We start from the raw sequence: 25532 nt of genomic DNA on the forward strand, positions 1-25532 counted from the left end.
CTTCATCGGATAAAGATCATGACCGAATTCAACTATCGCGAAGCCTATGCTTCGGTCGCCTCGGCCACGGCGCACGAAGCCATGGAACGCCGCGGCGCACTCGATTCCAGCATCAAGCCCGTCCGGCGCGGCATGAAGGTGCTGGGGCCGGCCTTCACCTGCGTCTGCCCGCCCGGCGATAACCTGACCCTGCACGCGGCGCTGAAGATGGCGAAAGCGGGTGATGTCATTGTCTGCGCCTCGGCCGGCTTCACTGAGCAGGGCCTGTTCGGCGACGTGATGGCGAGCTGCGCCATGGGCAAAGGCATTGGCGGCCTCGTCGTCGACGGCGGCGTGCGCGACGGCGCGACCATCGCCGAGATCGGCTTCCCGGTCTTCGCCCGCGCCCTCTCGATCAAGGGCTCGGTCAAGGAAACCCTCGGCGCGCTGAACAAGCCGATCGTCGCCGGCGGCATGCTGGTCGAGCCCGGCGACCTCGTGATCGGCGACGATGACGGCGTCTGCATCGTGCCGAAGGCGGAGATCGCCGCCATCGCCGTCGCCTCCAAGACCCGCGAGGAGAAGGAGGCCCGTTTCCGCCGCGAGCTGCTCCAGGGCAAGACGACCTGGGACATGCTCAACCTGAGCGAGCTGCTCCGCAAGAAGGGCATCGAGCTCAACATCTGACGGCGTTCGCAGCGCTCTCGCCGAACCCCGAACGATCATACCGGAGACATCAAGATGAGCCGATTGAAGCCGATCGAGTATGCCGACGCGCCGCCGGCGGTCCGCGCGGTCTATGACGACATCAAGACCTCGCGGAACCTCAAGGACGTCAACAACTTCTGGAAGTACCTGGCGCATGATCCGGTTGGTCTGCGCCGGACCTGGGAGAGCGTGAAGGAGGTCATGGCTCCGGGCGCGCTCGACCCGCTGGTCAAGGAAATGATCTATCTCGCGGTCAGCACCAGCAATGGCTGCGGCTACTGCATCGCCAGCCACACCGCGGCCGCCCGCAAGGCCGGAATGACCGACGCGATGTTCGGCGAGGTGATGGCGGTGGTCGGCATGGCCAACGAGACCAACCGCCTGGTCAACGGCTACCGCGTGCCGATCGACGCCTCGCTCGAGTGAGCGGCTTGCCGACCGGCGCCGCCCCCGCTGCCACGCGCATGCTGGGGGCGGGCCTGCAGACAGATGGATTACGATCATGAGCTATGGCGATACGGCCGCCGTCGTCGAAACCCTACGCGCCCATTTCGGCGAGCGCATCTCGACCGCCGAGGCGGTCCGCCGGCACCATGGCGAGGATCTTTCCTATCTGCCGACCATGCTGCCGGACGCGGTGGTTTTCGCCGAGTCGACCGCCGAGGTTCAGCGCGTCGTCGTCGCCTGCGCGGCGGCGCGTGTGCCGATCATCCCCTATGGTGTCGGCAGCTCGATGGAAGGTCAGATCCTGGCCACCGCCGGCGGCATCAGTCTCGACCTGTCGCGGATGAACCGTGTCCTCGCCGTGCATGAGAGCGATTTCGACGTGGTGGTCGAGCCCGGCGTGACGCGCAAGGCTCTCAACGAGCATCTGCGCGCGACCGGGCTCACTTTCCCTGTCGATCCCGGTGCCGATGCCTCGATCGGCGGCATGGCCTCGACCCGCGCCAGCGGCACCAATGCGGTGCGCTACGGCACGATGCGCGAGAACGTGCTGGCGCTCGAGGTGGTGCTGCCGAACGGCGAATTGCTGCGCACCGGCAGCCGCGCACGCAAATCCTCGATGGGCTACGACCTGACCAAGCTCTTCGTCGGCGCGGAGGGCACTCTCGGCGTGCTGACCGAGATCACGCTTCGGCTCCACCCGATGCCGGCCGCCATCTCGGCGGCCGTCTGCCCGTTCGACAGCCTGAAGGGCGCCGTCGATACCTGCATCGCCACGATCCAGAGCGGCGTGCCGATCGCCCGCATCGAGTTCCTCGACGACATCGCGATCGCGGCCTCGAACCATTACTCCAAGATGAGCCTCACGGTCGCGCCGACCCTGTTTCTCGAATTCCACGGTACGGAGGCCGGCATCCGCGAGCAGGCGGAGATCGTCGAGGCCATCGCGGCTGAGAATGGCGGACGCGGCTTTCAATGGGCGACGCAGCGCGAGGAGCGCGAACGCCTCTGGAAGGCCCGACACGATTCCAACCCGGCGACGCGCGCCATGCGCCCGGGAGCGGCGATGTTCGTGACCGACGCCTGCGTGCCGATCTCGGCACTGGCGGACAACATGACCGCAGCACGGGCCGATGGCGACGCCTCCTTCCTGAAGTTCAAGATCAACGGACATGTCGGCGACGGCAACTTCCACGTCTCCTACCTCGTCATGCCCGACGCTCCCGAGGAACTCGCCGAAGCCAAGCGGCTGGCCGAGGACGTCGTCATGCGCGCCCTGGAATCCGGGGGAACGGCGAGCGGCGAACATGGTGTCGGGCTCGGCAAGCTGAAATATCTGCAGCGCGAGCACGGCAATGGCGTCGAGGTGATGCAGTCACTGAAGCTGGCGCTCGATCCGCACGCGATCATGAATCCGGGCAAGCTCGGCGCGCCTGCCACAGCTTCCTGACCAGGAACGGAACAGCTCATGTTGATCACGCCCGACGAGCCGACCGTCGCGACGCATTGGGGCGTGTACCGCGCGCGGATGAAGGACGGGGCGGCCGTCGCGCTCGAACCCTACGAGCACGATCCCGACCCCTCCCCGCTCGGCCTGTCGATGATTGGAGCGCTCGACGACGGCTGCCGGATCAGGCGGCCGGCGGTGCGCGCTTCCTTCCTCGAAAAGGGCGCGGCCGCCGGCGGCTCCGGGCGCGGCGGCGAACCTTTCGTCGAGATCGACTGGCCGCAGGCGCTCGACCTCGTGGCGCGCGAGATCGCACGGGTGCGCGAGAGCCACGGCAATGGCGCGATCTTCGGCGGCTCCTATGGCTGGTCCAGCGCCGGGCGCTTCCACCATGCGCAGAGCCAGGTGCATCGCTTCCTGAACGCGGTCGGCGGCTATGTCCGCTCGATCTCCAACTACAGCTTCGCCGCGGCTGACGCGATCCTGCCGCATGTGCTCGGCGACAAGCGCGGCCTCGACGCCGGGCATACCACCTGGGACCAGCTCGCCGGCCATGCCGAGCTGATCGTGATGTTCGGCGGCACCCCGCACAAGAACGCGCAGGTCGGCTCCGGCGGCATCAGCCGGCACCTGCTGCGAGAGGGCATGACCGCCTGCCGCGACCGGGGAGCTTCCTTCGTCTGCATCAGCCCGATCCGCGACGACGCGATGGCGGAGCTCGATGCCAGATGGATCGCACCGCGGCCCAACACCGACGTCGCGCTGATGCTCGCACTGGCCCATACGCTGATCGAGGAAGGTCTGCACGACCGCGAGTTCCTTGCACGCTGCACCACCGGCTTTGATCGCTTTGCCGGCTATGTCACCGGCGCGATCGATGGCGTGCCGAAGACCCCGGACTGGGCGCAGGCGATTTCCGGCGTTCCGGCCGAGACGATCCGCACCCTGGCCCGCGAGATGGCACGCCAGCGCACCATGATCATGATGTCGTGGTCGCTGCAGCGGGCCGAGCATGGCGAGCAGCCCTATTGGATGGCGATCGCGCTCGCCGCGATGATCGGCCAGATCGGCCTGCCCGGCGGCGGATTCGGCTTCGGCTACGCCTCCGCCAATGGCGTCGGCAATCCGGTCTACCCGTTCTCCTGGCCGACCCTGCCGCAAGGCAGCAATGCGATCTCCGACTCGATCCCCGTGGCGCGCATCGCCGATGCGCTGCTGCATCCGGGCGAGCCCTATGACTTCAACGGCGAGAAGCGGCACTACCCCGACATCCGGCTGATCTATTGGGCCGGCGGCAACCCGTTCCACCATCATCAGGACATCAACCGGCTGATCGCGGCCTGGCGCCGGCCGGAGACGGTGATCGTCCACGAATCCTGGTGGAATGCGACGGCCCGCCACGCCGACATCGTGCTGCCGGCCAGCACCGCGATGGAGCGCAACGACATTGCGAGCTCGTCACGCGACCGGATGATCGCGGCCTGCCACCCGATCAGCGAGCCGATCGGTGAATCGCGCAGTGATTACGAGATCTTCGCGGATCTCGCCGGCCTGCTCGGCGCGCGCGAAACCTTCACCGAAGGCCGCGACGAGGAGGGCTGGATCCGGCATTTCTACACGGTGGCGCGCCAGCGCGTCGCCGAATACGGCATGGAGCTGCCGGATTTCGAGAGCTTCTGGAAGACCGGCATCGTCACCCTGCCCGAGCCACAGGAGCAGACGCCGCTGCTCGCCGAGTTCGCCGCCGATCCGCAGGCGCATCCGCTGAAGACTCCGTCCGGCCGTATCGAGCTTTTCTCCGAGCGGATCGCCGGCTTTGGCTACGATGACTGCCCGGGCCATCCGAGCTGGCTCGTGCCGCGCGAATGGCTCGGCGCAGCGCTCGCTGAAAGGTTCCCGCTGCACCTGATCTCCAACCAGCCGGCGAGCAAGCTGCACAGCCAGTACGACAATGGCGCGCTGTCCCGCTCGACCAAGATCGATGGGCGCGAGCCGCTGCGCATCCATCCCGAGGACGCCCGCGCGCGCGGTCTAGGCGATGGCGACATCGTCCGCGTCTTCAACGAGCGCGGGGCCTGCCTCGCCGGCATCGTCGTCTCAGATGCCGTGATGCCAGGCGTGGTGCAGATGGCGACCGGCGCCTGGTACGATCCGCTGGAACCAGGCCGCGTCGGATCGCTCGACAAGCACGGAAATCCTAACGTGCTAACGCAGGACCGCGGCTCTTCGCGGCTCGGGCAGGCGACGATCGCTCATTCCTGCCTCGTCGAGATCGTGCGCCATGAGGGCGAGCTTCCCCCGATCACCTGCTATGAGCCGCCTCCGTTGATCTAAACCCGCCGATTTTTGCGTGAGGCCGACGGCCGCGGAACCGCGACGGCGCTCTCTTGCCATTCGTCAGCAGTGATGTCCTAATCCTCGGGAACGTCCGGCCGCCATTGCCGGGCGGCAGGCGGGTACGAGGCCGGAAAGAGCCTCTTCCGCGTTCTCATGGGGAGGATCAGAATGCTCAAATCCGGTTGGCTCGGCGCCATCGCGCTCGCCGCCCTTGTCCAGTTCGCGCCCTCGGCGCCGGTGCAGGCCCAGGCCTGGCCGCAGAAGCCGGTCACCTTCATCGTGCCCTTCCCGGCTGGCGGCGGCACGGACGCCTTCGCCAGACCGCTGGCGGCGCAACTCGAGCAGCAGCTCGGCCAGCGCATCCTGATCGACAATCGCGGCGGGGCCGGCGGCACGGTCGGCGCCTCGGCGGCCTCCAAGGCGGCGGGCGACGGCTACACCTTCTTCATCGGCGCGGCCCATCACGCGATCGCGCCGGCGCTCTATCCCAAGCTCGACTACAATATCCAGACCGACTTCATCCCGATCGGCATCATCGCGCAGCCGCCGCAGGTCGTGGTCGTCCATCCCGGCAAGGTCGAGGCCAAGACGCTGGCTGAGTTGATCGAATACGGCCGGAAGAACCCGGACAAGCTCAACTACGGCTCGGCCGGCAACGGCACGACCCATCACCTCGCCGGTGAGCTGTTCAAGCTGATGTCCAAGGCCAACTTCACCCATGTGCCCTATCGCGGCGCCGGCCCGCTGATGCAGGATCTGGTCGCCGGCCAGGTCGATCTCGCCTTCGACGGGCTCGGCTCCTCGGCGGCACAGATCTCCGGCGGCAAGCTCAAGGCGCTCGCCGTCGCCGCGCCGAAGCGCACCGCCGCCTTCCCCGACGTGCCGACCGCGGCCGAGGCCGGCCTGCCCGGCTACGAGGTCTCGACCTGGTATGCGATGTGGGCGCCCAAGAACACGCCGCCGGAGGTCGTCGAGAAGATGACCGCCGAGGTGAAGAAGGCGCTCGCGACGCCGATGGTCAGCGACGCCTGGAAGCGGAACGGCTCGGAAACCCCGGATCTCTACGGCGCGGCCTTCGGCGCCTTCGTCAAGTCCGAGGTCGAACGCTGGGGCAAGGTCGTCGCCGACGCCAACGTCAAGCCGGACTGAGCGCCTCCAAGACGAGACCGCTCCGGCTCTATATCTCGCCCGCGCCGTCGATCACGGCGCGGGCGATTTTCATGCTGAACCCGGCGCGCGCCAGTGCGGCAAGCTGCTTCTGGCGGTCCTGCTCCTGCCCTGGCCTGCTCCAGGGCCCGAGCCGCTTGCGCCTTGCGGCGATGCGAGCCGCGGCAAGCTCATCCTCGTCGCTGTCGGGCAGGGCCGCCGCGGCGATCTCGCGTGGCACGCCCTTGGCCGCCAGGCCGGCCGAGACGGCCCGCGCCGAGCGGCCCTTGCGCCGAAGGCTCAGCGCCCTCGCCTCGGCGAAGCGCCGGTCATCGACGAGGCCGCTCCTGACGCAGGCCGCGACCGCATCCGCGACCATCCCGGAAAATTCGCTGGATTCACCGCCATGATGGCGGCAGCTGCGCTCGACCTTGCGCTCGAGCACCCGCTGGAGCTGGCTCGACGACGCCGCATAGCGCTGGAGATAGTGCATCGCCGCCCGCTGCAGGTAGCCGGGCGTGATCGGTCGCGGCGCCCGGCCCTGCCCTGCGCTTCGTGCCCGGCTCGCGCCGGTCCCTGCCTCAGTCATCCCCGGGCTTGCCTGAACGCAGGCTCTTGTCGCGGCTGCGCTTCGCCTTCGATGCGAGCCTTCGCTGCTGCGAGCCATAGGTCGCCCTGGTCGGCCGGCGGGCCTTCTGGCGCTCGGCCGCCTCGCGCAGGATCGCGAGCAGGCGCTCCAGCGCATCCTGCCGATTGCGCTGCTGGTCGCGAAAGCGCTGCGCCACCACGATGATGGTGCCGTCCTGCGTCATGCGCTTTCCGGCGACCCGCGGCAGCTTCTCGCGCAGATGATCCGGCAGATCGGCCGCCGCAGCGTTGAAGCGCAACTGGACCGCCGACGAGACCTTGTTGACGTTCTGTCCGCCCGGCCCCGAGGCACGCACGAAGCTCTCCTCGATCAGGCTTTCGTCAATCGCAATGGACGGGGTCACTTGAATCATGGGAGGACGGTAGCGCACCCCAAGGAGAATTGCAGCGTTGAAGCCCGATCGCGACATCGCCCGCCTGATCGAGATCATGGCGGCTCTGCGCACGCCCGGAACCGGCTGCCCCTGGGATCTGGAGCAGGATTTCGCCTCCATCGCCCCCTACACCGTCGAAGAGGCCTATGAGGTCGCCGACGCCATCGCCCGCGGTGATCTCGTCGACCTCAAGGACGAGCTGGGCGATCTTCTGTTGCAGGTGGTTTTCCATGCGCGGATGGCCGAGGAAGCCGGCGCCTTCGCCTTTCCGGACGTCGTAGAGGCGATCACCAGCAAGCTGATCCGCCGTCATCCGCACGTCTTCGGCGATGCGCGCGATCTCTCGCCGGCCGAGGTCAAGGCGCTGTGGGGCCAGATCAAGGCGCAGGAGCGGGCCGACAAGGCGGCTGCGCATCTTGCGGCGGGGCTGCCGGCCCCATCCACCGAGGAGGGCGTACTCGCGGGGGTGCCGACCGCCCTGCCCGCCCTGACGCGCGCCTGGAAGCTGCAAGCCAGGGCGTCGACCGTCGGCTTCGACTGGAAGGATGCCAGGCTCGTGCTCGACAAGATCCGCGAGGAGACGAGCGAGATCGAGGAGGCTCTCGAAGGCGGCGACAAGGCTGCCATCGCCGAAGAAATCGGCGACCTCCTCTTCGTCGTCGCCAATCTCGCCCGGCATGTCGATGCCGATCCGGAGGCCTGCCTCGCCGCGGCCAGCGCCAAGTTCGAGCGCCGCTTCGCCGGGATCGAGGCAAGGCTCGCCGATGAGGGCCGAAAAGCCGCCGAAGCGTCTCTCTACGAGCTCGAGGCGCTCTGGCAGCGGGTCAAGCAGGCCGAGCGCGCCGAGCGCGGCTGAGCCGTTCCGGCGCCGTCCTTCAGAACAACAAAAAACGCCGGACCTTGCGGTCCGGCGTCGATTGTCGAAGTCTGGCTTTCGATCAGGGCTTCGGCGCAGGAGCCGGCGCCGCGCCCGGAGCGGGCATCGTGCCCGGAGCCGCCGGCGCACCGGGGGTGCCCGGAGCCGCGCTGGCGCCGCTGCCGCCGAGGCGCTTGCGGAGCTCGTCCTGGCGCTTGGCCAGCTCGTCCTGGAGCTGCTTCTGCTGATCCTCGAGCACCTTCGGATCGATCGGCGCGCCGTCGAAGCCCTTGGCGAAGTCGGTCAGCGGGATCGAGAAGGAAACCTCGCGCGCGCCCTGGTTCTGGACGCTGATGTTCAGGTTCGTGCCCTTCTTCATCTGGTTGATGAAGTCGTCCTTGATCTGCGCCTCGGCGAAGCAGCCGTTCGGGAAGCAGATCGCGAAGCGGCCGGGGGTCGGCTGGGCGGTGTCGACGCCGAAGCGGATGCCGGGCTGCAGCAGCAGGCCGAGCGGCATCAGGAAGCGCACGATCTTGTTCGGGTCGCCCTTGACGTCATAGACGGCGACGGCGAGCACCGGCTGGCCCTGATCCGAGACGAAGTCGCGGGTCGTGTAGCAGATTTCCTTGTTGGCCGCCGGATCCTTGCCGCAGACCTTCGTCCAGTTCGTCTGCGACGGCTCGGGCTTCACCTGAACGACGGTCGGGCCGTTCTGGGCGCCCTGGCCCTGAGCGGGCTGCTGCGCCGGCTGCTGGGCCGGCGCCGCCGGCTTGGCGGCAGGACGCTGCGCCTGGGACATGGCGGAGAAAGGCGCGAGAGCGACGGCCGCGCCCAGTACGAGCGCGAGGCCGCGGATCGTGCTCTTCGCGGTGGCGCCCTTGTGCAGGGGCAGGCAAGACGAAGCGGACATCTGAAGTTCCTCGAACATGCAAACTGGCTAAGCGGCACATGGAGGCCGCGCGCAATACCGAAAGCTCAACCGGCATGGTGCCGGAGCCGGGGTTGGCATGAGCACATCAGGCGCGATTAAGGCGTTTGAATGACGCCTCGGCTTGCGTTTAGCGAGTTCTTCCCTCGGTTTCCAGCCCGAAAGAGGCGACCAAACGTAAGTTTGCACCCCGGTGTTTTGGCTATCATCTCCGGCTTGGGCCGCATGGTATGGTCCGGCAGGGAATCAGGGCCTTTCATGCTTCGGAATCTTGTCGCATCCGCACGCCGGCGTTGCGTTCTCGGGCTCGTGCTCGGGGGTGCAGCATGCCTTGGCCTGTTCGCGGGCGCGCCGCAGGCGGCCGCGCAGGGTAGCGACCACGCCATCGCGATGCATGGCGAGCCGGCCCTGCCGAAGGGGTTCACGCATCTGCCCTATGCCGATCCGGCGGCCCCGAAGGGCGGGCGAATCATCTTCGGCCAGCAAGGCACCTTCGACAGCCTGAACCCGCTGGTGGTGCTCGGCGTCGCGCCCGATGCGGTGCCACGCTATGTCCAGCAGAGCCTGCTGTTCCGCTCCGCGGACGAGCCCTTCACCGCCTATGGCCTGCTCGCCAGCCGGGTCGAACTCAACCCGGAACGGACCCGTCTGGTCTTCGAGATCGATCCGCGCGCCCGCTTCTCTGACGGGCAGCCGGTGACCTCCGCCGACGTGATCTTCACCTATGAGATGCTGAAGACCAAGGGCAAGCCGTTCCACCGCTCCAGTCTTGCTCGCATTACCAAGGCCGAGGCGCCCTCGCCCAGCACGGTCGTCTTCGAGCTCGGCGACGGCTCCAACCGCGAATTGCCGCTGGTGATCGGCGCCATGCCGATCTTCGCCAAGCACGCAACAGATGCGGAAAAGTTCGGCGACACCAGCTTCAAGCCGGCGCTCGGCTCCGGTCCCTACCGGGTCGAGGAGGTCAAGCCGGGCGAGATGCTGGTGCTGAAGCGCCGCAACGACTTCTGGGCGGAGGATCATCCGCTGACCCGCGGCCTCTTCAACGCCGACGAGATTCGATACGATTTCTATCGCGACTCCAACGCCTTGTTCGAGGCTTTCAAGGCAGGACTTTATGACGTCCGGGTCGAATCGGACCCGACGCGCTGGATGACCGGTTATGATGTCCCGGCGGTGCGCGACGGCCGGATCGTGCGCGATACGCTGCGCTTCCAGGCGCCGAAGGGCATGACCGGCTTCGTCTTCAACACGCGCCGGCCAATCTTCGCCGATATCAGGGTGCGCGAGGCACTGGCGATGCTCTTCGACTTCGAATGGGCCAATCGCAACCTGTTCTATGGGGTCTACCGGCGCGCCGGCAGCTTCTTCGCAGATTCCGAACTCTCGGCGCTCGGCGTGCCCGCCAATGAGCGGGAGAAGGCGCTGCTTGCGGCCTTCCCCGGCGCCGTGCGCGACGACATCCTCGCCGGAACCTGGACCCCCTCGGCGACGGACGGCTCCGGGCGCGACCGCGAGCAGGCGAGGCGTGCGCTCGACCTGCTCGAGGCGGCCGGCTACGAGCTGCGCGACGGCCAGTTGCGCAAGGGCAGCGACGGCACGCCTTTCGCCTTCGAGATCACCGTGACCAACCGGCCGCAGGAGCGTCTCGCCCTGAACTATGCCGCCTCGCTCTCCCGGCTCGGCATCGCCGTCTCGGTCCGCCTGATCGACGACGTCCAGTACTGGCGCCGTCTGTCCGCCTTCGATTTCGACATGATCCAGTGGACCTGGGCGGCCTCGGCCTCACCGGGCAACGAACAGGTCGGGCGCTGGCAATCGACCAATGCCGACCGTAAGGGCGCGCTGAACTATGCCGGCGTGCGCTCCCCGGCAGTCGATGCGACGCTGAAGACACTCCTTGCAGCCGAATCGCGTGAGGATTTCGTCGCCTCGGTCCGCACGCTCGACCGCCTGCTGCTCTCCGGCTTCTACGCCGTGCCGCTCTATTATCTCCCCGAGACCTGGATGGCGCGCTCGCGCGAGGTGGTGCTGCCACAGCGCCGGCCGGCCTATTTCCTCTCCAACGAGGTCCTGGCCCGGGCGCCTTCCGCGCCAGCGCCGGCGAATTGAGACCGGCGCATGCGGCCCGAGCAGGACGAGATCTCCATCGCTGCGCTGGTCGAGGGACTGGATTTCGACGGTCTGCTCAAGGCCCTAGCCGCCAATCGCGGCCGTGAACCGGCCTTCCGCGACCCGCCGGGGCGGCGCGACTGGAGCGGAGCGGCCCCCGGGGCCTTCGGCTTCGCGGAGCTGGACGGTCGGGTCGACCGGCTCGCAGGTCTGCTCACGCTGGCGCGACCGCAGCCCGGAGCGCGCGTCGCCATCCTGGCCCCCCTCGGGCCTGAAGCGCTGATCTCTATCCTGGCCTGCCTGAGGGCCGGCCTCTCGCCGCTGCCGCTGCCTCCCCATGCCGGGGAGACCGAGCTGCTCGGCATGATCGAGCGCTCCGGCGCGGTGATGGCGATCGGCGTCGCCCGCATCGGCGCCCTCAGGCCGCTCATGCTGCTGCGCGATGTCGCGGCGCGGGCGTTCGGCATGCGCTTCATCGGCGGCTTCGGCGCCGATGTGCCCGATGGCGTTGCCGCACTCGACCAGCTTCTCGGCCACGGCGCCTCGCAGCCCGCCGTGCCTGTCGTGGCTCGTTCGGCGATCAGCGTCGTCGACGGCAGGAGTTTCGCCGGCCCGTTCGCGATCGGTGAGAAGGAGGTCCTCGCCAAGGCGCTGGAGATCTCCCGCGTGCTGAAGCCCCTCGCCTCGTCGCGGGTCATCACCACATTGGTCGGCGCCGACCTGGCCGCACTCGCGACCGGCCCTGGTATCTCCCTGCTCACCGGCGTCGAATTGCTGCCGCTCGGCCTTTTCGTGCTGGACGATCTGCGCGCCTGCCTGGAAGGCGGGCGGATGGTCCATCTGGTGGTGCCGGCCACGATGGAGCCTGCACTGGCACGCTCGCGGCTCGGCGGACACAAGGCGCTCTCCAGCCTGGTCGTGGTGCGGCGCGCCGGGGAGGACGAGGGCCTGCCACAGCTCGACCGGCCGGATCTCGCCATCGTCGACGTGATTGCGCACGAGCCGGAGCGCGTCGAGATCAGGCGGCGCAATCCGGGTTGAGCCAGGAGGCCGTCATTCTCGGCTTGACCCGAGAATGCGCTCAGCCGGCCCTTAAGCCGCCTTCTTCCGCTCGGCGATGCGCGCGAGATCGGTGAGCAACCGGCGCGTACCCTTCAGGCGCTGCTCGGCCGTCTCGAAATCGTCGATGAAGACGACGCGCATGTCCGGCCGGACCTTGGCCAGGGTGCCCTGCTTGGCGACATAGGAGACGAGCCCTTCCGGATTGGCGAACTCGTTGTCGCGGAAGGCGACGATGATGCCCTTCGGCCCAGCCTCCACCTTCTCGACATTGGCGCGCTTGCACAGCGCCTTGATCGCGACGATCTCGAGCAGCTGCTGCACCTCTTCCGGCAGCGGGCCGAAGCGGTCGACGAGCTCGGCGCCGAAGGATTGCAGCTCGCCGTCCTCGTCCATGGTTGAGAGGCGCTTGTAGAGCGTCAGTCTCAGCGTGAGATCGCCGATATAGTGCTCCGGGATCATCACCGGCGCGCCGATCTGGATCGACGGCGACCAGTGCGCGTCGCTCTCGATCTCGACACCGGCCTTGAGCGCCGCCACCGCCTCCTCCAGCATTTGCTGGTAGAGCTCGTAGCCGACCTCCTTGATATGGCCGGACTGCTCGTCGCCGAGCAGGTTGCCGGCGCCGCGGATGTCGAGGTCGTGGCTGGCGAGCTGGAAACCGGCGCCCAGCGTATCGAGCGACTGCAGAACTTTAAGGCGTCGGTCGGCCTGGTCCGTCAGCTTGCGGTTGGCCGGCACGGTGAACAGCGCATAGGCGCGGATCTTCGAGCGGCCGACGCGCCCGCGCAGCTGATAGAGCTGCGCCAGGCCGAACATGTCGGCGCGGTGGACGATCAGCGTGTTGGCCGTCGGGATGTCGAGCCCGGATTCGACGATCGTGGTCGAGAGCAGGATGTCGTACTGGCCCTCGTAGAAGGCCGTCATCACGTCTTCCAGCGTACCCGCCGCCATCTGGCCATGGGCGATGCCGACCTTGCACTCGGGCACCTGCTTGTCGAGGAAGTCCTTGACGTCGGCGATGTCCTCGATGCGCGGCACGACATAGAAGGAGCGCCCGCCGCGATAGCGCTCGCGCAGCAGCGCCTCGCGCACGATCAGCGGATCGAAAGGCGTGACGAAGGTGCGCACCGCCAGCCGGTCGACCGGCGGCGTCGCAATGATCGAGAGCTCGCGCACCCCGGTCATGGCGAGCTGGAGCGTGCGCGGGATCGGCGTCGCGGTCAGCGTCAGCATATGAACCTCGGCGCGCATCTCTTTCAGCCGCTCCTTATGGGCGACGCCGAAATGCTGCTCTTCGTCGACGATGACGAGGCCGAGATCCTTGAAGTCGACGCCCTTGCCGAGCAGCGCATGCGTGCCCACGGCGATGTCCATGGTCCCGTCGCTGATGCCCTGCTTCACCGCCTTGAGATCGGGCGCCGAGACGAAGCGCGAGGCCTGACCGACCTTCACCGGGAGTCCGGCGAAGCGCTCGGCGAAATTTCGGTAGTGCTGGCGCGCGAGCAGCGTCGTCGGCACCACGACCGCGACCTGCTTGCCGGCGAGCGCGGCGGTGAAGGCAGCCCGAAGCGCGACCTCCGTCTTGCCGAAGCCGACATCGCCGCAGACCAGCCGATCCATCGGCCGCCCGGCGGCGAGATCGTCGAGCACGGCGTCGATGGTATTCTGCTGGTCCTCGGTCTCCTCATAGGGGAAGCGGGCGCAGAACTCGTCATAGAGCCCGTCTTGCGGGACGAGGCGTGGCGCTTCCTTGAGCGCGCGAGCGGCCGCGATCTGGATCAGCTTGCCCGCCATCTCGCGGATGCGCTGCTTCAGCTTGGCCTTGCGGGCCTGCCAGCCGCCACCGCCGAGCCGGTCGAGCACGACCTCGGTGTCCTCCGAGCCGTAGCGCGAAAGGAGCTCGATATTCTCGGCCGGCAGGAAAAGTTTGGCGTCGCCGGCATAGTGGATTTCGAGGCAGTCATGCGGAGCACCGGCCGCGGTGATCGTCTGCAGGCCGACGAAGCGGCCGATGCCGTGGTCGACATGGACGACGATGTCGCCGGGCGTCAGCGAGGAGAGCTCGTTGATGAAATCCTGCGGACGGCGGGCCTTGCGACGCGGACGCACCAGCCGGTCGCCGAGAATGTCCTGCTCGCCGATGACCGCGAGCTTGCCGGCCTCGAAGCCGGTCTCGAAGCCCCAGACCGCCAGCGCGGTGGTACCGGGCTTCAGGTCGAAGGCAGCGCGCAGCGAGCCTGTCATCTGCACGGACTTCAGGCCGTGATCGGCGAGGACATGGGCGAGACGCTCGCGCGAGCCCTCCGACCAGCCGGCGAGGATGACGCGCCGCCCGTCGGCCTCCAGCGCCTTCACATGGGCGACGGCCGCGTCAAAGACGCTGCCGGAATTGTCCGCGCGTTCGGCGGCGAAGCTGCGGCCCTGCTTGCCGCCGAGATCGACGACGAGCTTGCCCTCGCTCTCGGGCAGCTGGAACGGCGTCAGCGAAGCGACGCCGGCCTCGCCGATGATTCCGCGCCACTCGTTCGGCGAGAGATAGAGCGCCTCCGGCAGCAGCGGCTTGTAGGGGATCGAGCCCGGCGACGGCTGGTCGAGCGCGCTCTTGCGGGCGTCGTAGTAGTCCTTGATCAGGCTGATACGCTCGCCGACCGCGTCATCGGCGTGATGGTCGAGCACGATCGGAACATCGGGCAGATAGGTGAAGAGCGTGTCGAGCTTCTCCGCCAGCAGCGGCAGCCAGTGCTCGAGGCCCGCCGGGCGCCTGCCCTCGCTCACCGCTTCGTAGAGTGTGTCGTCGCGCCCGGGCGTGCCGAAGGTCGCGATATAGGACTGGCGGAAGCGACGGATCGAGTCGCTCGTCATCTGCGCCTCGGACATCGGCACGAGGTCGAGCCCGCGCAATTGCCCGGTGGTGCGCTGCGTCTCCGGATCGAAGGTGCGGATCGATTCCAGGGTATCGCCGAAGAAGTCGAGCCGGATCGGCGCCGGCATGCCCGGCGGGTAGAGGTCGACGATGCCGCCGCGCACGGCGAACTCGCCGGTCTCGCGCACGGTCGATGTGCGCAGGTAGCCGTTGACGTCGAGCCAGCGCGCCAGCTCCTCGGTGTCGACCATGTTGCCCGGCGCGGCCGAGAAGCTCTCGGACGCTACCTTGCCGAAGGCCGGCACGCGCTGAAGCGCTGCATTGACGGTGGTCAGCAGCAGCCGCGGCCGGTCGCCCGACTTGGTCCGGGCGAGGCGCGACAATGTCGTCATCCGATGCGCGACGATCGAGGGCGCCGGCGAGACACGATCATAGGGCTGGCAGTCCCAGGCCGGGAAGCTCATCACCTCGAGATCGGGCGCGACGAACTGCAGCGCATTCTCGATCACCTGCAGGCGCTGGCCGTCGCGGGCGACGAAGACAAGCATCGCCGGCCCTTCCGCCTTCTTGGCGCGGGCGCGCGTCAGGTCGGCGAGCACGACGGCGTCGAAACCGTCCGGCACGGCGGAGAGCATCGGCTTGTCGCCGCGGCGCAGCGCATCGAGGATGCGCTCGAGCTGCGGCTTGGCGATCTGGGCAGGCGGGGGAATGCTCATGCAGTAGCCAATCTTGGCAAGTCTAACGGAATGAAAATCTCCGGGTCATCCCGGACAAGCCGCCGCAGGCGGCGCCGATCCGGGATCCATTCCGGATCGGTTCAGGCATGGATCCCGGGTCTTCGCTTCGCTGCGCCCGGGATGACAGCCTTGGGCGGAAGGCTAGACATGGATCGGCTTGTCGTGCTGGTGGAACTGCTTCAGCCGGCGGAACAGCGCGCTGTCATAGTTCTCCGGAACCTCAGCCTCGCCGGTGATCCAGCTGAGCAGATCACGGTCGAGCACTTCGATCAGGCGCTCGAACTCGTCGAGCTCGGCCTCGCTCAGCCCGCCGATCTCGGCATCGGCGAAGCGGCCCATGATCAAATCGGTCTCGCGCATGCCACGATGCCAGGCGCGAAACAGGATCTTGCGCCGGCGCGGGTCGAGATCGGCGCTGCTGCGGGTCGAGCCACTCATCGTTTTCCTCACGCTGGCGAATGCGGAACGGACCGGCCCGTCGCCGAGCCAGCCTTCGCGGGCTATATAGCGAGGGAATCCGACGAAGTCAGCGGTGCCCGCGCCGCGATCCTCGCACTCCTGACATGCTGTGAGCGGCCCCTTTGCGTCCCTCGATCCTCGATCCGCTGTTTGCCCCCGCCACGACGCTTGCCGGCGTCGGCCCGAAACTCGGCAAGCTGCTCGACAAGTTCCTCGGCGACGAGACCCACGACGCCCGCGTCATCGACCTCCTCTTCCACCTGCCGAGCGGCGCCGTAGACCGCCGCCCGAGCGAGAGCATCGCGGAAGCGCCGATCGGCGAGATCGCGACCTTCGCCGCGCGGGTGAGCGAGCACCGCCCGCCCCCGCCGACCAAGGCCAAGGCGCCCTATCGCATCCTCGTCGAGGACGAGACCGGCGACGTGACGCTGGTCTTCTTCCATGCCGATGTCCGCCATCTGCTCCAGACCCTGCCGGTCGGCGCCTATCGGCTGATCTCCGGCAAGCTCGAGCTTTGGGACGGCATGCGCCAGATGGTGCATCCCGACCGGGTGCTCGATCCCAAGCTCGCCGCAAACCTGCCCTCGATCGAGCCGGTCTACCGCCTGACCGAGGGCGTCGGCGGGCGGATCATGGCAAGGATCGTCGCCGGTGCGACCGAGCGCTGCCCCGATCTGCCGGAATGGCAGGATGAGGGCTTTCTGGCGAAGGCCGGATTCCCCGCCTTCCGGCCGGCCATGCAGGAGCTGCACCACCCGCCGGACCTCAAGGCCGTCGAGGGCGATACGGTCGCGCGCCGGCGCGTCGGCTATGACGAATTGCTGGCGAGCCAGATCGCGCTCGCCCTGGTCCGGCGCCAGCAGAAGAAGATGGCCGGCCGCGTCACGACGGGCGACGGTGCCTTGCGCCGGGCCATCGAAGCCGCCTTGCCCTTCAAGCTCACCGACGGTCAGCGCAAGGCGGTCGCCGACATCCATGACGACATGGAGAAGCCGGAGCGGATGCTGCGCCTGCTGCAGGGCGATGTCGGCTCCGGCAAAACGGTGGTCGCGCTGATGGCGATGGCCGCGGCGGCAGAAGCGAAGCGGCAGTCGGTGCTGATGGCGCCGACCGAAATCCTTGCTCGCCAGCACGCCGAGCGCCTGGCGCCGCTCGCCGAGAAGGCCGGTTTGAAGCTTGCGCTGCTGACCGGCCGCGAAAAGGGTGCGGGACGCCGCCAGGTCCTGGTGGGGCTCGCCAGCGGCGAGATCGACATCGTCGTCGGCACGCACGCTCTGTTCCAGGAAGGCGTCGATTTCCATGATCTCGCGCTCGCAGTGGTCGACGAGCAGCACCGTTTCGGCGTGCATCAGCGCCTGCTGCTCGGTGCCAAGGGCGAAGCGGTCGACGTCCTCGTGATGACGGCGACTCCGATCCCGCGCACGCTCGCCCTGACCTGGTTCGGCGACATGGATGTCTCGATCCTCTCGGAGAAGCCGGCGGGCCGAAAGCCGATCGCCACCAAGGCGATTTCCTCCGAGCGCTATGACGAGGTCGTCGGCGCAGTCGGGCGCGCCATCGCGGCCGGCGCGCAGGTCTACTGGGTCTGCCCGCTGGTCCAGGAATCCGACACGCTCGACGTCGCGGCGGCGCAGCAGCGCTTCGAGGCGCTGCAGGAAGAGTTCGGCGCCAAGGTCGGCCTGCTGCACGGCCAGATGCCGGGCCGCGACAAGGATGCGGCGATGGCGGCCTTCGTCGCCGGCGAAACGCGCCTGCTGGTCTCGACCACGGTGATCGAGGTCGGCGTCGACGTGCCCAACGCCTCGGTCATGGTGATCGAGCATGCCGAGCGCTTCGGCCTCGCCCAGCTCCATCAGCTCCGCGGCCGGATCGGGCGCGGCTCGGCTGCCTCGACCTGCCTCCTGCTCTACAAGGGCCCGCTCGGGCCGGTGGCCGAAGCGAGGCTCACGATCATGCGCGAGACCGAGGACGGCTTCCGCATCGCCGAGGAGGATCTTCGCCTGCGCGGCGAAGGCGAGGTGCTCGGCACCAAGCAGTCGGGCTCGCCAGACTGGCGCATCGCCCACCCCGAGGTCGATGGCGACCTGCTCGCCGCCGCCCGCGACGATGCCCGGCTGCTGATCGAGCGCGATCCCAATCTGGAGACGCCGCGCGGCCAGGCGATCAGGACCCTGCTCTATCTGTTCGAGCGCGACGTCGCGATCAGGTTGCTCCGCGCGGGCTGAGGCCGCGCTCAGCCGTGTGCGACCGCCGCGCTTTCGGCAGCTTTGGGTGGAATGCGGGCGACCACCTTGAGCTCGAAGTCGAACCCGGCGAGCCAGGTCACGCCGACTGCGGTCCAGGTCGGATAGGGTGGATCGCCGATTTCCTCGGCCCGGATGGCCATCATCCTGTCGAACTGCGCCTGCGGGTCGGTATGAAAGGAAATCACGTCGATCACATCGTCGAAACTCGCACCCGCCGCCGCGAGCACGGCGCGCAGATTGGCGAAGGCGCGCCGGACCTGGTCCTCGAACACAGGTTCAGGGGAACCGTCCTCGCGGCTGCCGACCTGTCCCGAGACGAAGAGCAGGTCGCCATGCCGGATGGCGGCCGAATACTGATGGACATCGTAGAGGGCATGTCGATCGGCGGGGAAAATGGCATCGCGCTTGGCCATGTCGGCTCCTTTCTCGGTCTTGAAACGCCGGCGGGGTCGCCCAGCGTCGTTCGTGCAGACCGGAGATAGGGCGCGAGTGCTGTTCGGATTATCCGTTGAAATCGGCACGAGCTGATGCAGAATCGCCAGCAATGGTCCGCCCCTCCCTCAACGACCTCGCGGCCTTCGTGGCCGTCGCGACACGCCGCAGTTTCCGCCATGCCGCCGATGAACTCGGCATGGCGCCGTCGACCTTGAGCCATGCGATGCGTTCCCTCGAGGAGCGTATGGGCGTGCGCTTGCTCAACCGCACCACACGCAGTGTCTCGCCGACCGAGGCCGGCTTCGAACTGCTCGCGCGCCTTCAGCCGGCCCTCGCCACCTTGGACGATGCCCTCGGCAGCATCGCCAGCTTCCGCGGCAAGGTGGCGGGGAACGTCCGGATCAACGCGCCGCGACTTGGGGCCGCGCTGCTCGTCCGCAAGGTGCTCCCGCTGATGACCGAGCGCTTCCCTGATGTGGTCGTCGACCTCGTCGTCGAGGGAAAGCTGATCGATATCGTCGCTGCCGGCTTCGATGCCGGCGTGCGGCTGGTCGACTCCATTCCGAAAGACATGATCACCGTGCCATTCGATGGACCCGTCAGCTTCGTCTGCGTCGCTTCACCGGCCTATCTCCACCGCTTCGGCGAGCCCGGGACGCCCGACGAGCTGGAGCGCCATCGCTGCATCGGCCACCGCGTTCCCAGCGGCAAGCTCTATCGCTGGGAGTTCGAGCGGGCCGGACAGGCGCTGACCATCGAGACCAGCGGCCCTGTCACCCTCGACGACGAGGAGCTTATGGTCGAGGCCGCCATCAAGGGCCTCGGTATCGCCTATGTCGCGAGCCCTGCCGCCGAGGCGGCGCTGGCCGCAGGGCATCTTCGCCGCATTCTGACAGCCTGGACACCCGCTCCCGAAAGGATCGCGATCTACTACCCCGGTCACCGCGCCGTGCCGCCGGCGCTGCGCGCCTTCCTGGATACCGTCAAGGCGACACGATAGACGCAATTATTGCCGCCCGGCTCCTGGAGGCCGGCGCAGAGTTTCGGCAGCAATCCCGATCAAGCGCCGGCGCCATCGCCGCGCCATCGTGGCGGCGTTTCGTGAGTGAGCCATGGACCCGATCAAGAAAGCCCTCTGGTGCATCGAAAGCCGCTTCACCGCGCCGCTCTCGCTCGACGAGATCGCCGAGGCGAGCGGCGTCTCCCGCTTCCATCTCAGTCGCGCCTTCGGCGTCGCGACCGGGCGCTCGGTGATGCGGTATGTCCGCGAGCGGCGATTGTCGGAGGCGGCACGCCGGCTGGCCGAGGGTGCGCCCGATATCCTGCAGGTCGCACTGGACTGGGGTTATGGCTCTCACGAGGCCTTCACCCGCGCCTTTCGCGAGCAATTCGGCGTCACGCCGGAGGATCTGCGGGCTCGGCGCGATCTATCCGCCCTCACCCTCGTGGAGCCGCTTTCCATGCACGACATCTCACCGACGACCCTGGCCGAGCCGCGCTTCGTCACCGGCAAGCCCCTGCTTTTTGCCGGGTTCGGCGGCCATTTCTCGGTCGACAATACCGCGGGCATCCCGCTGCTCTGGCAGAAGGTCGTCCCGCATTTCGGCCATATCCCCGGGCAGATCGGGCATGCCGCCTATGGCGTCAGCCATAGCTGCGACGACCAGGGCGCCTTCGACTATCTCGCCGGCGTCGAAGTCTCGAGCTTCAGCGACCTGCCGCAGGAGTTCGAGCGGCTGCGCGTTCCCGAGCAGCACTACGCGGTCTTCGAATACGACGGCCACATCACCGGCATCAAACAAGCGTTTGAATTCATCTGGCGCGAATGGCTGCCGAAATCGGGACGCGAGCCCGCCCTCGGAGCGACCCTGGAGCGGATGGACGAGCGCTTCAACGGGGCGACCGGCAACGGCGTCGTCGAGATCTGGCTCGCCCTCAAGGGCTGAGCCGCGCCCCATTTCCGTTCGCGCCGTTGCGTCCCAGGGCGTCGCCGGGCTGGATCATTCCGGCGGACATGATCAACTTGGCGCCTTCCTCGACCGAGATCGCAACCTCGACCACCTCCCGCCGGGGCAGATAGAAGAAGAAGCCGGTGGTCGGGTTCGGCGTGCAGGGCAGGAAGACGCCGATCTGCTCGTCGCCGTCCGGCAGCTTGCCGGCGATCTCGGGCGCGGCCTCCTGCGCGATGAAGACGATCGACCACATGCCAGGCTGCGGGAACTGGACCATGCCGACCTTGCGGAACGAGGTGCCGGACTGGGAGAAGATCGTCTCGAAGACCTGCTTCACGCCCTTGTAGAGCCCACGCACCACGGGCATCCGATTGAGTAGCGCCTCACCGGCGCCGATCAGCGTGCGCCCCACCAGATTGGCGGCGAAAAAGCCGAGCAGCGTCAGCCCCACCAGGGCGAAGACCACGCCGAACCCGGGCAGCGGAAAGCGCAGATAGGTGTCCGGCCAGAACTGCGCCGGAACCAGCGGCTTTACCCAGCCATCGACCAGATTGACGAACCACCAGGTCACCGACGCCGTGATCGCGAGTGGCGCCGCCAGCACGAGCCCGGTCAGGAAGTAGCGCCGCAGTCTGGTGCCGAAGCTCGGCCGCAACAGGTCGGGATGGACGACGAGGTGCGGATCGGGCGGGCGGTCTGCGACCATCGACTATCCTGGGCTTCTATCGGATCCAAGGGCTGCGGGGGGCTGCAACCCTGCACCGCAATATGCGACGATAGCCGAGCAGCCGCTTCTGGCTAGTCCCTGATTCTTAAGTATCGACAGGCGCGCGTGTCCGAGCCTTCCAGAATGCCGAGCCCCTGGCGCCGCCACCTCTATTTCGCCGCCGGCTGGGTGCTGACCGCCATCGGCGTGATCGGGCTCGTGCTGCCGCTGATGCCGGGCACCATTTTCCTGATCGCCGCGGCCTGGTGCTTCTCGCGCTCGTCGCCGCGCTTCGAGGCCTGGCTGATCGGCCATCCGAAGCTGGGACCGCAGGTCGTGGCCTGGCGGCGAACCGGGTCGATCGCGCGGCGGACCAAGTACATCGCCTGCGGCTCGATGGTGCTGAGCTTCGCGCTGGTCGCTGCGAGCGACGCGCCGCCAATCGCCTTGTGGGCGACCGGCGCCTGCCTGATCGCGGCGGGAACCTATGTCGCCAGCCGGCCGGAGCCGGCGGGCGACTGATTCAGGCGCTGACAGCGCTTACTCGACAGTGACCGACTTCGCCAGATTGCGCGGCTGGTCGACGTCCTTGCCCATGAAGACGGCGGTCTGATAGGCGATCATCTGGATCGGCACGGCGTAGGCGATGGGCGCGAAGAGCGGGTCCATCTCCGGCATGATGATGGTCGCTTCAGGCACGATCCCGCATTCGGCCGCGCCCTTGGCATCGGTGATCAGGATGATCCGGCCGCCGCGCGCCGCGACTTCCTGCATGTTGGATGCCGTCTTCTCGAAGAGCGCATCGTGCGGGGCGATGACGATGACCGGCATCTCCTCGTCGATCAGCGCGATCGGCCCGTGCTTGAGTTCACCCGCCGGATAACCTTCGGCGTGGATGTAGCTGATTTCCTTGAGCTTCAATGCACCTTCAAGAGCCATCGGGAAGGCCGTACCCCGGCCGAGATAGAGCACGTCGCGCGCCTTGGCGAGCTTGCGCGCCAGCTTCTCGATCTCCGGCTCCAGCGTCAGGGCCTGCGCCATCAGCCCGGGCAGCGCGATCAGCTCCTGGGTGTACTTCGCCTCCTGCTCGGCGGTGAGGGTGCCGCGAGCCCTCGCGGCGGCCAAAGCGAGCCCGGCGAGCGCGGTGAGCTGGCAGGTGAAGGCCTTGGTCGAGGCGACGCCGATCTCCGGCCCGGCCAGCGTCGGCGCGACCACATCGCTCTCGCGGGCAATGGTCGAGGTCGGAACGTTGACGACGGAAAGGATATGCTGGCCCTCCTGCCGCGCGTAGCGCAGGCAGGCGAGCGTGTCGGCCGTCTCGCCGGATTGAGAGACGAAGAGCGAGAGCCCGTTCGCCGGCAGCGGCGCCTCGCGATAGCGGAACTCCGAGGCGACATCGATCTCGACCGGCAGGCGGGCGAGCCGCTCGAACCAGTACTTGGCGGTGAGCCCGGCGTAGTAGGCGGTTCCGCAGGCCGAGATCGAGAGGCGCGAAAGGCTCTTCCAGTCGAAGGGCGGCTCGAAGGGCAGCCGCGCCTGGCCATTCGCCATGTCGATGTAGTGGGTCAGCGTATGGCCGACCACTTCAGGCTGCTCGTAGATTTCCTTGGCCATGAAATGGTGGTGGTTGCCCTTCTCGACCAGGAAGGCACCGGCGGCGACGCGTTGGGCCCGGCGCTCGACCTGGGTCCCGGAGGCGTCATAGAAGGTCGCGCCCCTGCGGTTCAGCACCACCCAGTCGCCCTCGTCGAGATAGGCGATCAGGTTGGTGAAGGGCGCCAGCGCCAACGCATCGGAGCCGAGGTACATCTCGCCGTCGCCGATCCCGACCGCGAGCGGCGAGCCCTTGCGCGCGCCGATCAGCAGATCCTCCTGCCCCTCGAACAGGAAGGCGAGCGCGAACGCCCCGCGCAGGCGCGGCAGGCAGGCGCCGACCGCCGCGACCGGGTCCTTGCCGCGATCGAGCTCGCGGGTGACGAGATGCGCGACGACCTCGGTGTCGGTCTCGCTGTCGAAGACATGCCCGTCGGCCTGGAGCTCGGCCTTGAGCTCGCGGAAGTTCTCGATGATGCCGTTGTGGACGACCGCCAGCTTCTCGGTGGCGTGCGGATGAGCATTGCTCTCGGTCGGCTTGCCATGCGTCGCCCAGCGGGTGTGGCCGATGCCGATCAGCCCGTCGAGCGGCTCGCTGGAGAGGCGCACCTCGAGATTCTTGAGCTTGCCTTCGGCGCGGCGGCGGCTGAGCCTGCCACCTTCGAGCGTGGCAACCCCGGCGGAATCATAGCCGCGATATTCGAGCCGCCGCAGCGCCTCGACCACCTGGCCGGCCACAGCCTGTTTGCCGAGAATGCCCACGATCCCGCACATGCGATGCCTCTTAACGTCGTTGTCGGTGCGAAACGCCATACTGCGCGGCGTCGCTAATGCGAAATCACGTTGGATATCCAACTGTGAATGAAAGCGGAACCACGGCTCCGCGGCATGCCGGGACAGCGAGAGGCGCGGACCGACCAGCTCCCGGCTCGACTGGCTCCGGTCGTGTCTCGTCCGCCAGCGCTGAACCCCTGCCCGTCTGGTAGCCTGCGCGCGCTAGACGGCCGCCTTTCGCGCCCTGGCGGCCGCTCGAAACGCGGCGGCCCAACCCTGGCGCTCGATCTGCCGTCCCCGCGCGACTGCCAGTGCATCGGGCGGAACGTCGCGGGTAATAACCGATCCGGAGCCGACATAGGCGCCGGCGCCGATCGTCACCGGCGCGACCAGCGCGGAGTTCGATCCGACGAAGGCGCCTTCGCCGATGATCGTCTTCGACTTGAAGAAGCCGTCATAATTACAGGTGATGGTGCCCGCGCCGATATTGGCGCCCGCACCGACCTCGGCGTCGCCGATATAGGTGAGATGGTTGACCTTGACCCCCTCACCGATCTTCGCGGCCTTGATCTCGACGAAGTTGCCGACCTTCGTTCCTTCCGCGAGATCGGCGCCCGGCCGCAGCCGGGCATAAGGTCCGATCGTCGCGTTCGCCCCGACGCTGGCGCCTTCCAGATGCGAGAAGGCGTGGATCACCGCGCCGTCGGCGACGCTGACCCCCGGACCGAAGACGACATTGGGCTCGATCAGCACGTCGCGGCCGATGCGCGTATCATGGCTGAAGAACACGGTTTCGGGCGCGACCAGCGTGGCGCCGGCTGCCATCGCCTCGAGGCGCCGGCGCTTCTGGAAATCCGCCTCCGCAGCGGCGAGCTGGGCACGGTCGTTGACGCCCTGTACTTCGCCCTCCGGCGCGATCAGCGCGACCGTCGTCAATCCCTGCCTGCGCCCCACCTCGACGGCGTCCGTCAGGTAGTACTCGTTCTGAGCATTGGTATTGCCGATCGCTTCGAGAATGGTCAGGGCGTGCTTGCCGTCGAGCGCCATCAGGCCGGCATTGCACAGTGTGATGGCACGGGTCGCCGCATCGGCATCTTTATGCTCGACGATCGCCTCGAGCTGGCCGTCGCGCGTGACGAAGCGGCCGTAACCGGTGGGATCGCGCGCCTCGAAGCCCAGCGCCGCGACGCCTGCTCCCCTGTGCAGTGCACCCCGCAAGCCGGCAAAAGTCTCCGATCGAACCAAGGGCGTATCTGCGAAGGCGACGAGCACGTCGTCATGGCCTTCGGCCAGGCTCTCCCGCGCAGCCAGCACGGCATGGGCGGTACCTTTGCGTTCGGCCTGCACCACGATGCGGGCCTGTGGCGCGAGCTTGCGCGCCTCTGCTGCGACATCCGCACGGTCCGGGCCGATCACGACGACGAGCGAATCCGCGCCGGCAGCCGAGACGGCCGCCAGTGCGTGACCGAGCAGCGAGCGCCCCGCCATCTCATGCAGCACCTTCGGCCGGGTGGATTTCATGCGCGTGCCCTCACCCGCCGCGAGGATGATGGCGAGACAGGTTCTGGCGGGCTGCATTTCCGTCATGATCTTCGAGTCTCATACTGTCGGGGCTAAAATCCCGGTCGGCGCGGCGGCGTCCGAAGCCGGCCATCGATCCGGCGCAGGCGGGTGCTGCGCCGGGAGTGGATAGCCGATCCGGAGAGGATTTGGCAAAGTCGGTTGC

Annotated in this window: 21 protein-coding genes; 12 read left to right on the plus strand and 9 right to left on the minus strand. The window is 67.8% G+C overall.

The genetic code is table 11. The features are described from left to right. The first annotated feature begins 18 nt into the window (after positions 1 to 18). From AC1REK_RS11150 to AC1REK_RS11170, 5 genes are all read left to right on the plus strand, one after another. A complete protein-coding gene (locus AC1REK_RS11150; RefSeq protein ID WP_291642615.1) occupies positions 19 to 666 on the plus strand; it encodes a 4-carboxy-4-hydroxy-2-oxoadipate aldolase/oxaloacetate decarboxylase in 648 nt (215 codons plus the stop codon). Between the two features lie 54 nt (positions 667 to 720). Continuing rightward, positions 721 to 1113 (plus strand): carboxymuconolactone decarboxylase family protein, encoded by a 393-nt coding sequence (locus AC1REK_RS11155; RefSeq protein WP_291642617.1) that lies wholly within the window; start codon positions 721 to 723, stop codon positions 1111 to 1113. 76 nt (positions 1114 to 1189) lie between these two features. Next, the gene (locus AC1REK_RS11160; RefSeq protein WP_492267987.1) at positions 1190 to 2581 is read left to right on the plus strand and encodes an FAD-binding oxidoreductase; all 1392 of its coding nucleotides are present in this window, start codon (positions 1190 to 1192) and stop codon (positions 2579 to 2581) included. 18 nt (positions 2582 to 2599) lie between these two features. Further along, complete coding sequence (locus AC1REK_RS11165) at positions 2600 to 4912, plus strand: molybdopterin guanine dinucleotide-containing S/N-oxide reductase (RefSeq protein ID WP_492267986.1); 2313 nt, start codon at positions 2600 to 2602, stop codon at positions 4910 to 4912. 171 nt (positions 4913 to 5083) lie between these two features. After that, positions 5084 to 6064 (plus strand): Bug family tripartite tricarboxylate transporter substrate binding protein, encoded by a 981-nt coding sequence (locus AC1REK_RS11170; protein ID WP_492267985.1) that lies wholly within the window; start codon positions 5084 to 5086, stop codon positions 6062 to 6064. Between the two features lie 28 nt (positions 6065 to 6092). On the opposite strand, the gene AC1REK_RS11175 is transcribed toward AC1REK_RS11170, so the two are convergent. Next, positions 6093 to 6650, minus strand: a complete 558-nt coding sequence (locus AC1REK_RS11175; RefSeq protein WP_492267984.1) for a regulatory protein RecX — start codon at positions 6648 to 6650, stop codon at positions 6093 to 6095. After that, on the minus strand, positions 6643 to 7062 hold the full coding sequence (arfB, locus tag AC1REK_RS11180; protein WP_327521426.1) for an alternative ribosome rescue aminoacyl-tRNA hydrolase ArfB: 420 nt from the start codon (positions 7060 to 7062) through the stop codon (positions 6643 to 6645). Before arfB ends, AC1REK_RS11175 begins: the two co-directional genes overlap by 8 nt. 37 nt (positions 7063 to 7099) lie before the next feature. On the opposite strand from arfB, the gene mazG reads away from it, so the two are divergent. Next, on the plus strand, positions 7100 to 7939 hold the full coding sequence (gene mazG / locus AC1REK_RS11185; RefSeq protein WP_492267983.1) for a nucleoside triphosphate pyrophosphohydrolase: 840 nt from the start codon (positions 7100 to 7102) through the stop codon (positions 7937 to 7939). 82 nt (positions 7940 to 8021) lie between these two features. Here mazG and AC1REK_RS11190 read toward each other — a convergent pair whose 3' ends face one another. Further along, positions 8022 to 8849 carry an invasion associated locus B family protein gene (locus AC1REK_RS11190; protein WP_316017132.1) on the minus strand — a complete coding sequence of 276 codons (828 nt, stop codon included), beginning with the start codon at positions 8847 to 8849 and terminating at the stop codon, positions 8022 to 8024. Positions 8850 to 9125: 276 nt separating this feature from the next. On the opposite strand from AC1REK_RS11190, the gene AC1REK_RS11195 reads away from it, so the two are divergent. Together AC1REK_RS11195 and AC1REK_RS11200 are read left to right on the plus strand one after the other, a co-directional pair. Continuing rightward, a complete protein-coding gene (locus AC1REK_RS11195) occupies positions 9126 to 10979 on the plus strand; it encodes an extracellular solute-binding protein (RefSeq protein ID WP_492267982.1) in 1854 nt (617 codons plus the stop codon). Between the two features lie 9 nt (positions 10980 to 10988). Continuing rightward, positions 10989 to 12020, plus strand: a complete 1032-nt coding sequence (locus AC1REK_RS11200; protein WP_492267981.1) for an AMP-binding protein — start codon at positions 10989 to 10991, stop codon at positions 12018 to 12020. A gap of 51 nt (positions 12021 to 12071) precedes the next feature. On the opposite strand, the gene mfd is transcribed toward AC1REK_RS11200, so the two are convergent. Beyond that, a complete protein-coding gene (gene mfd, locus AC1REK_RS11205) occupies positions 12072 to 15620 on the minus strand; it encodes a transcription-repair coupling factor (RefSeq protein ID WP_492267980.1) in 3549 nt (1182 codons plus the stop codon). Between the two features lie 162 nt (positions 15621 to 15782). Continuing rightward, positions 15783 to 16079 carry an FAD assembly factor SdhE gene (locus AC1REK_RS11210; RefSeq protein ID WP_492267979.1) on the minus strand — a complete coding sequence of 99 codons (297 nt, stop codon included), beginning with the start codon at positions 16077 to 16079 and terminating at the stop codon, positions 15783 to 15785. Between the two features lie 143 nt (positions 16080 to 16222). On the opposite strand from AC1REK_RS11210, the gene recG reads away from it, so the two are divergent. Then, positions 16223 to 18325, plus strand: a complete 2103-nt coding sequence (recG, locus tag AC1REK_RS11215) for an ATP-dependent DNA helicase RecG (RefSeq protein ID WP_492267978.1) — start codon at positions 16223 to 16225, stop codon at positions 18323 to 18325. 8 nt (positions 18326 to 18333) lie between these two features. On the opposite strand, the gene AC1REK_RS11220 is transcribed toward recG, so the two are convergent. Next, positions 18334 to 18759 carry a RidA family protein gene (locus AC1REK_RS11220; protein WP_492268210.1) on the minus strand — a complete coding sequence of 142 codons (426 nt, stop codon included), beginning with the start codon at positions 18757 to 18759 and terminating at the stop codon, positions 18334 to 18336. Between the two features lie 131 nt (positions 18760 to 18890). On the opposite strand from AC1REK_RS11220, the gene AC1REK_RS11225 reads away from it, so the two are divergent. Beyond that, complete coding sequence (locus AC1REK_RS11225; protein WP_492267977.1) at positions 18891 to 19781, plus strand: LysR family transcriptional regulator; 891 nt, start codon at positions 18891 to 18893, stop codon at positions 19779 to 19781. Positions 19782 to 19893: 112 nt separating this feature from the next. Beyond that, the gene (locus AC1REK_RS11230) at positions 19894 to 20727 is read left to right on the plus strand and encodes an AraC family transcriptional regulator (protein WP_492267976.1); all 834 of its coding nucleotides are present in this window, start codon (positions 19894 to 19896) and stop codon (positions 20725 to 20727) included. On the opposite strand, the gene AC1REK_RS11235 is transcribed toward AC1REK_RS11230, so the two are convergent. Continuing rightward, a complete protein-coding gene (locus tag AC1REK_RS11235; RefSeq protein WP_492267975.1) occupies positions 20717 to 21439 on the minus strand; it encodes a DUF502 domain-containing protein in 723 nt (240 codons plus the stop codon). The genes AC1REK_RS11230 and AC1REK_RS11235 overlap by 11 nt on opposite strands. Before the next feature lie 144 nt (positions 21440 to 21583). Between AC1REK_RS11235 and AC1REK_RS11240 the strand changes: the two genes are divergently transcribed. After that, positions 21584 to 21961, plus strand: coding sequence for a YbaN family protein (locus AC1REK_RS11240; protein WP_316017143.1), 378 nt, complete (start codon positions 21584 to 21586; stop codon positions 21959 to 21961). A gap of 18 nt (positions 21962 to 21979) precedes the next feature. Here the strand turns inward: AC1REK_RS11240 and glmS are convergent, their stop codons facing one another. Further along, positions 21980 to 23806, minus strand: coding sequence for a glutamine--fructose-6-phosphate transaminase (isomerizing) (gene glmS / locus AC1REK_RS11245; protein ID WP_492267974.1), 1827 nt, complete (start codon positions 23804 to 23806; stop codon positions 21980 to 21982). A 222-nt stretch (positions 23807 to 24028) separates the two neighbouring features. Further along, a complete protein-coding gene (gene glmU / locus AC1REK_RS11250; protein ID WP_492268209.1) occupies positions 24029 to 25384 on the minus strand; it encodes a bifunctional UDP-N-acetylglucosamine diphosphorylase/glucosamine-1-phosphate N-acetyltransferase GlmU in 1356 nt (451 codons plus the stop codon). Positions 25385 to 25532 lie beyond the last annotated feature (148 nt).

The organism is Allobosea sp. GW823-FHT02B03, assembly GCF_058797755.1.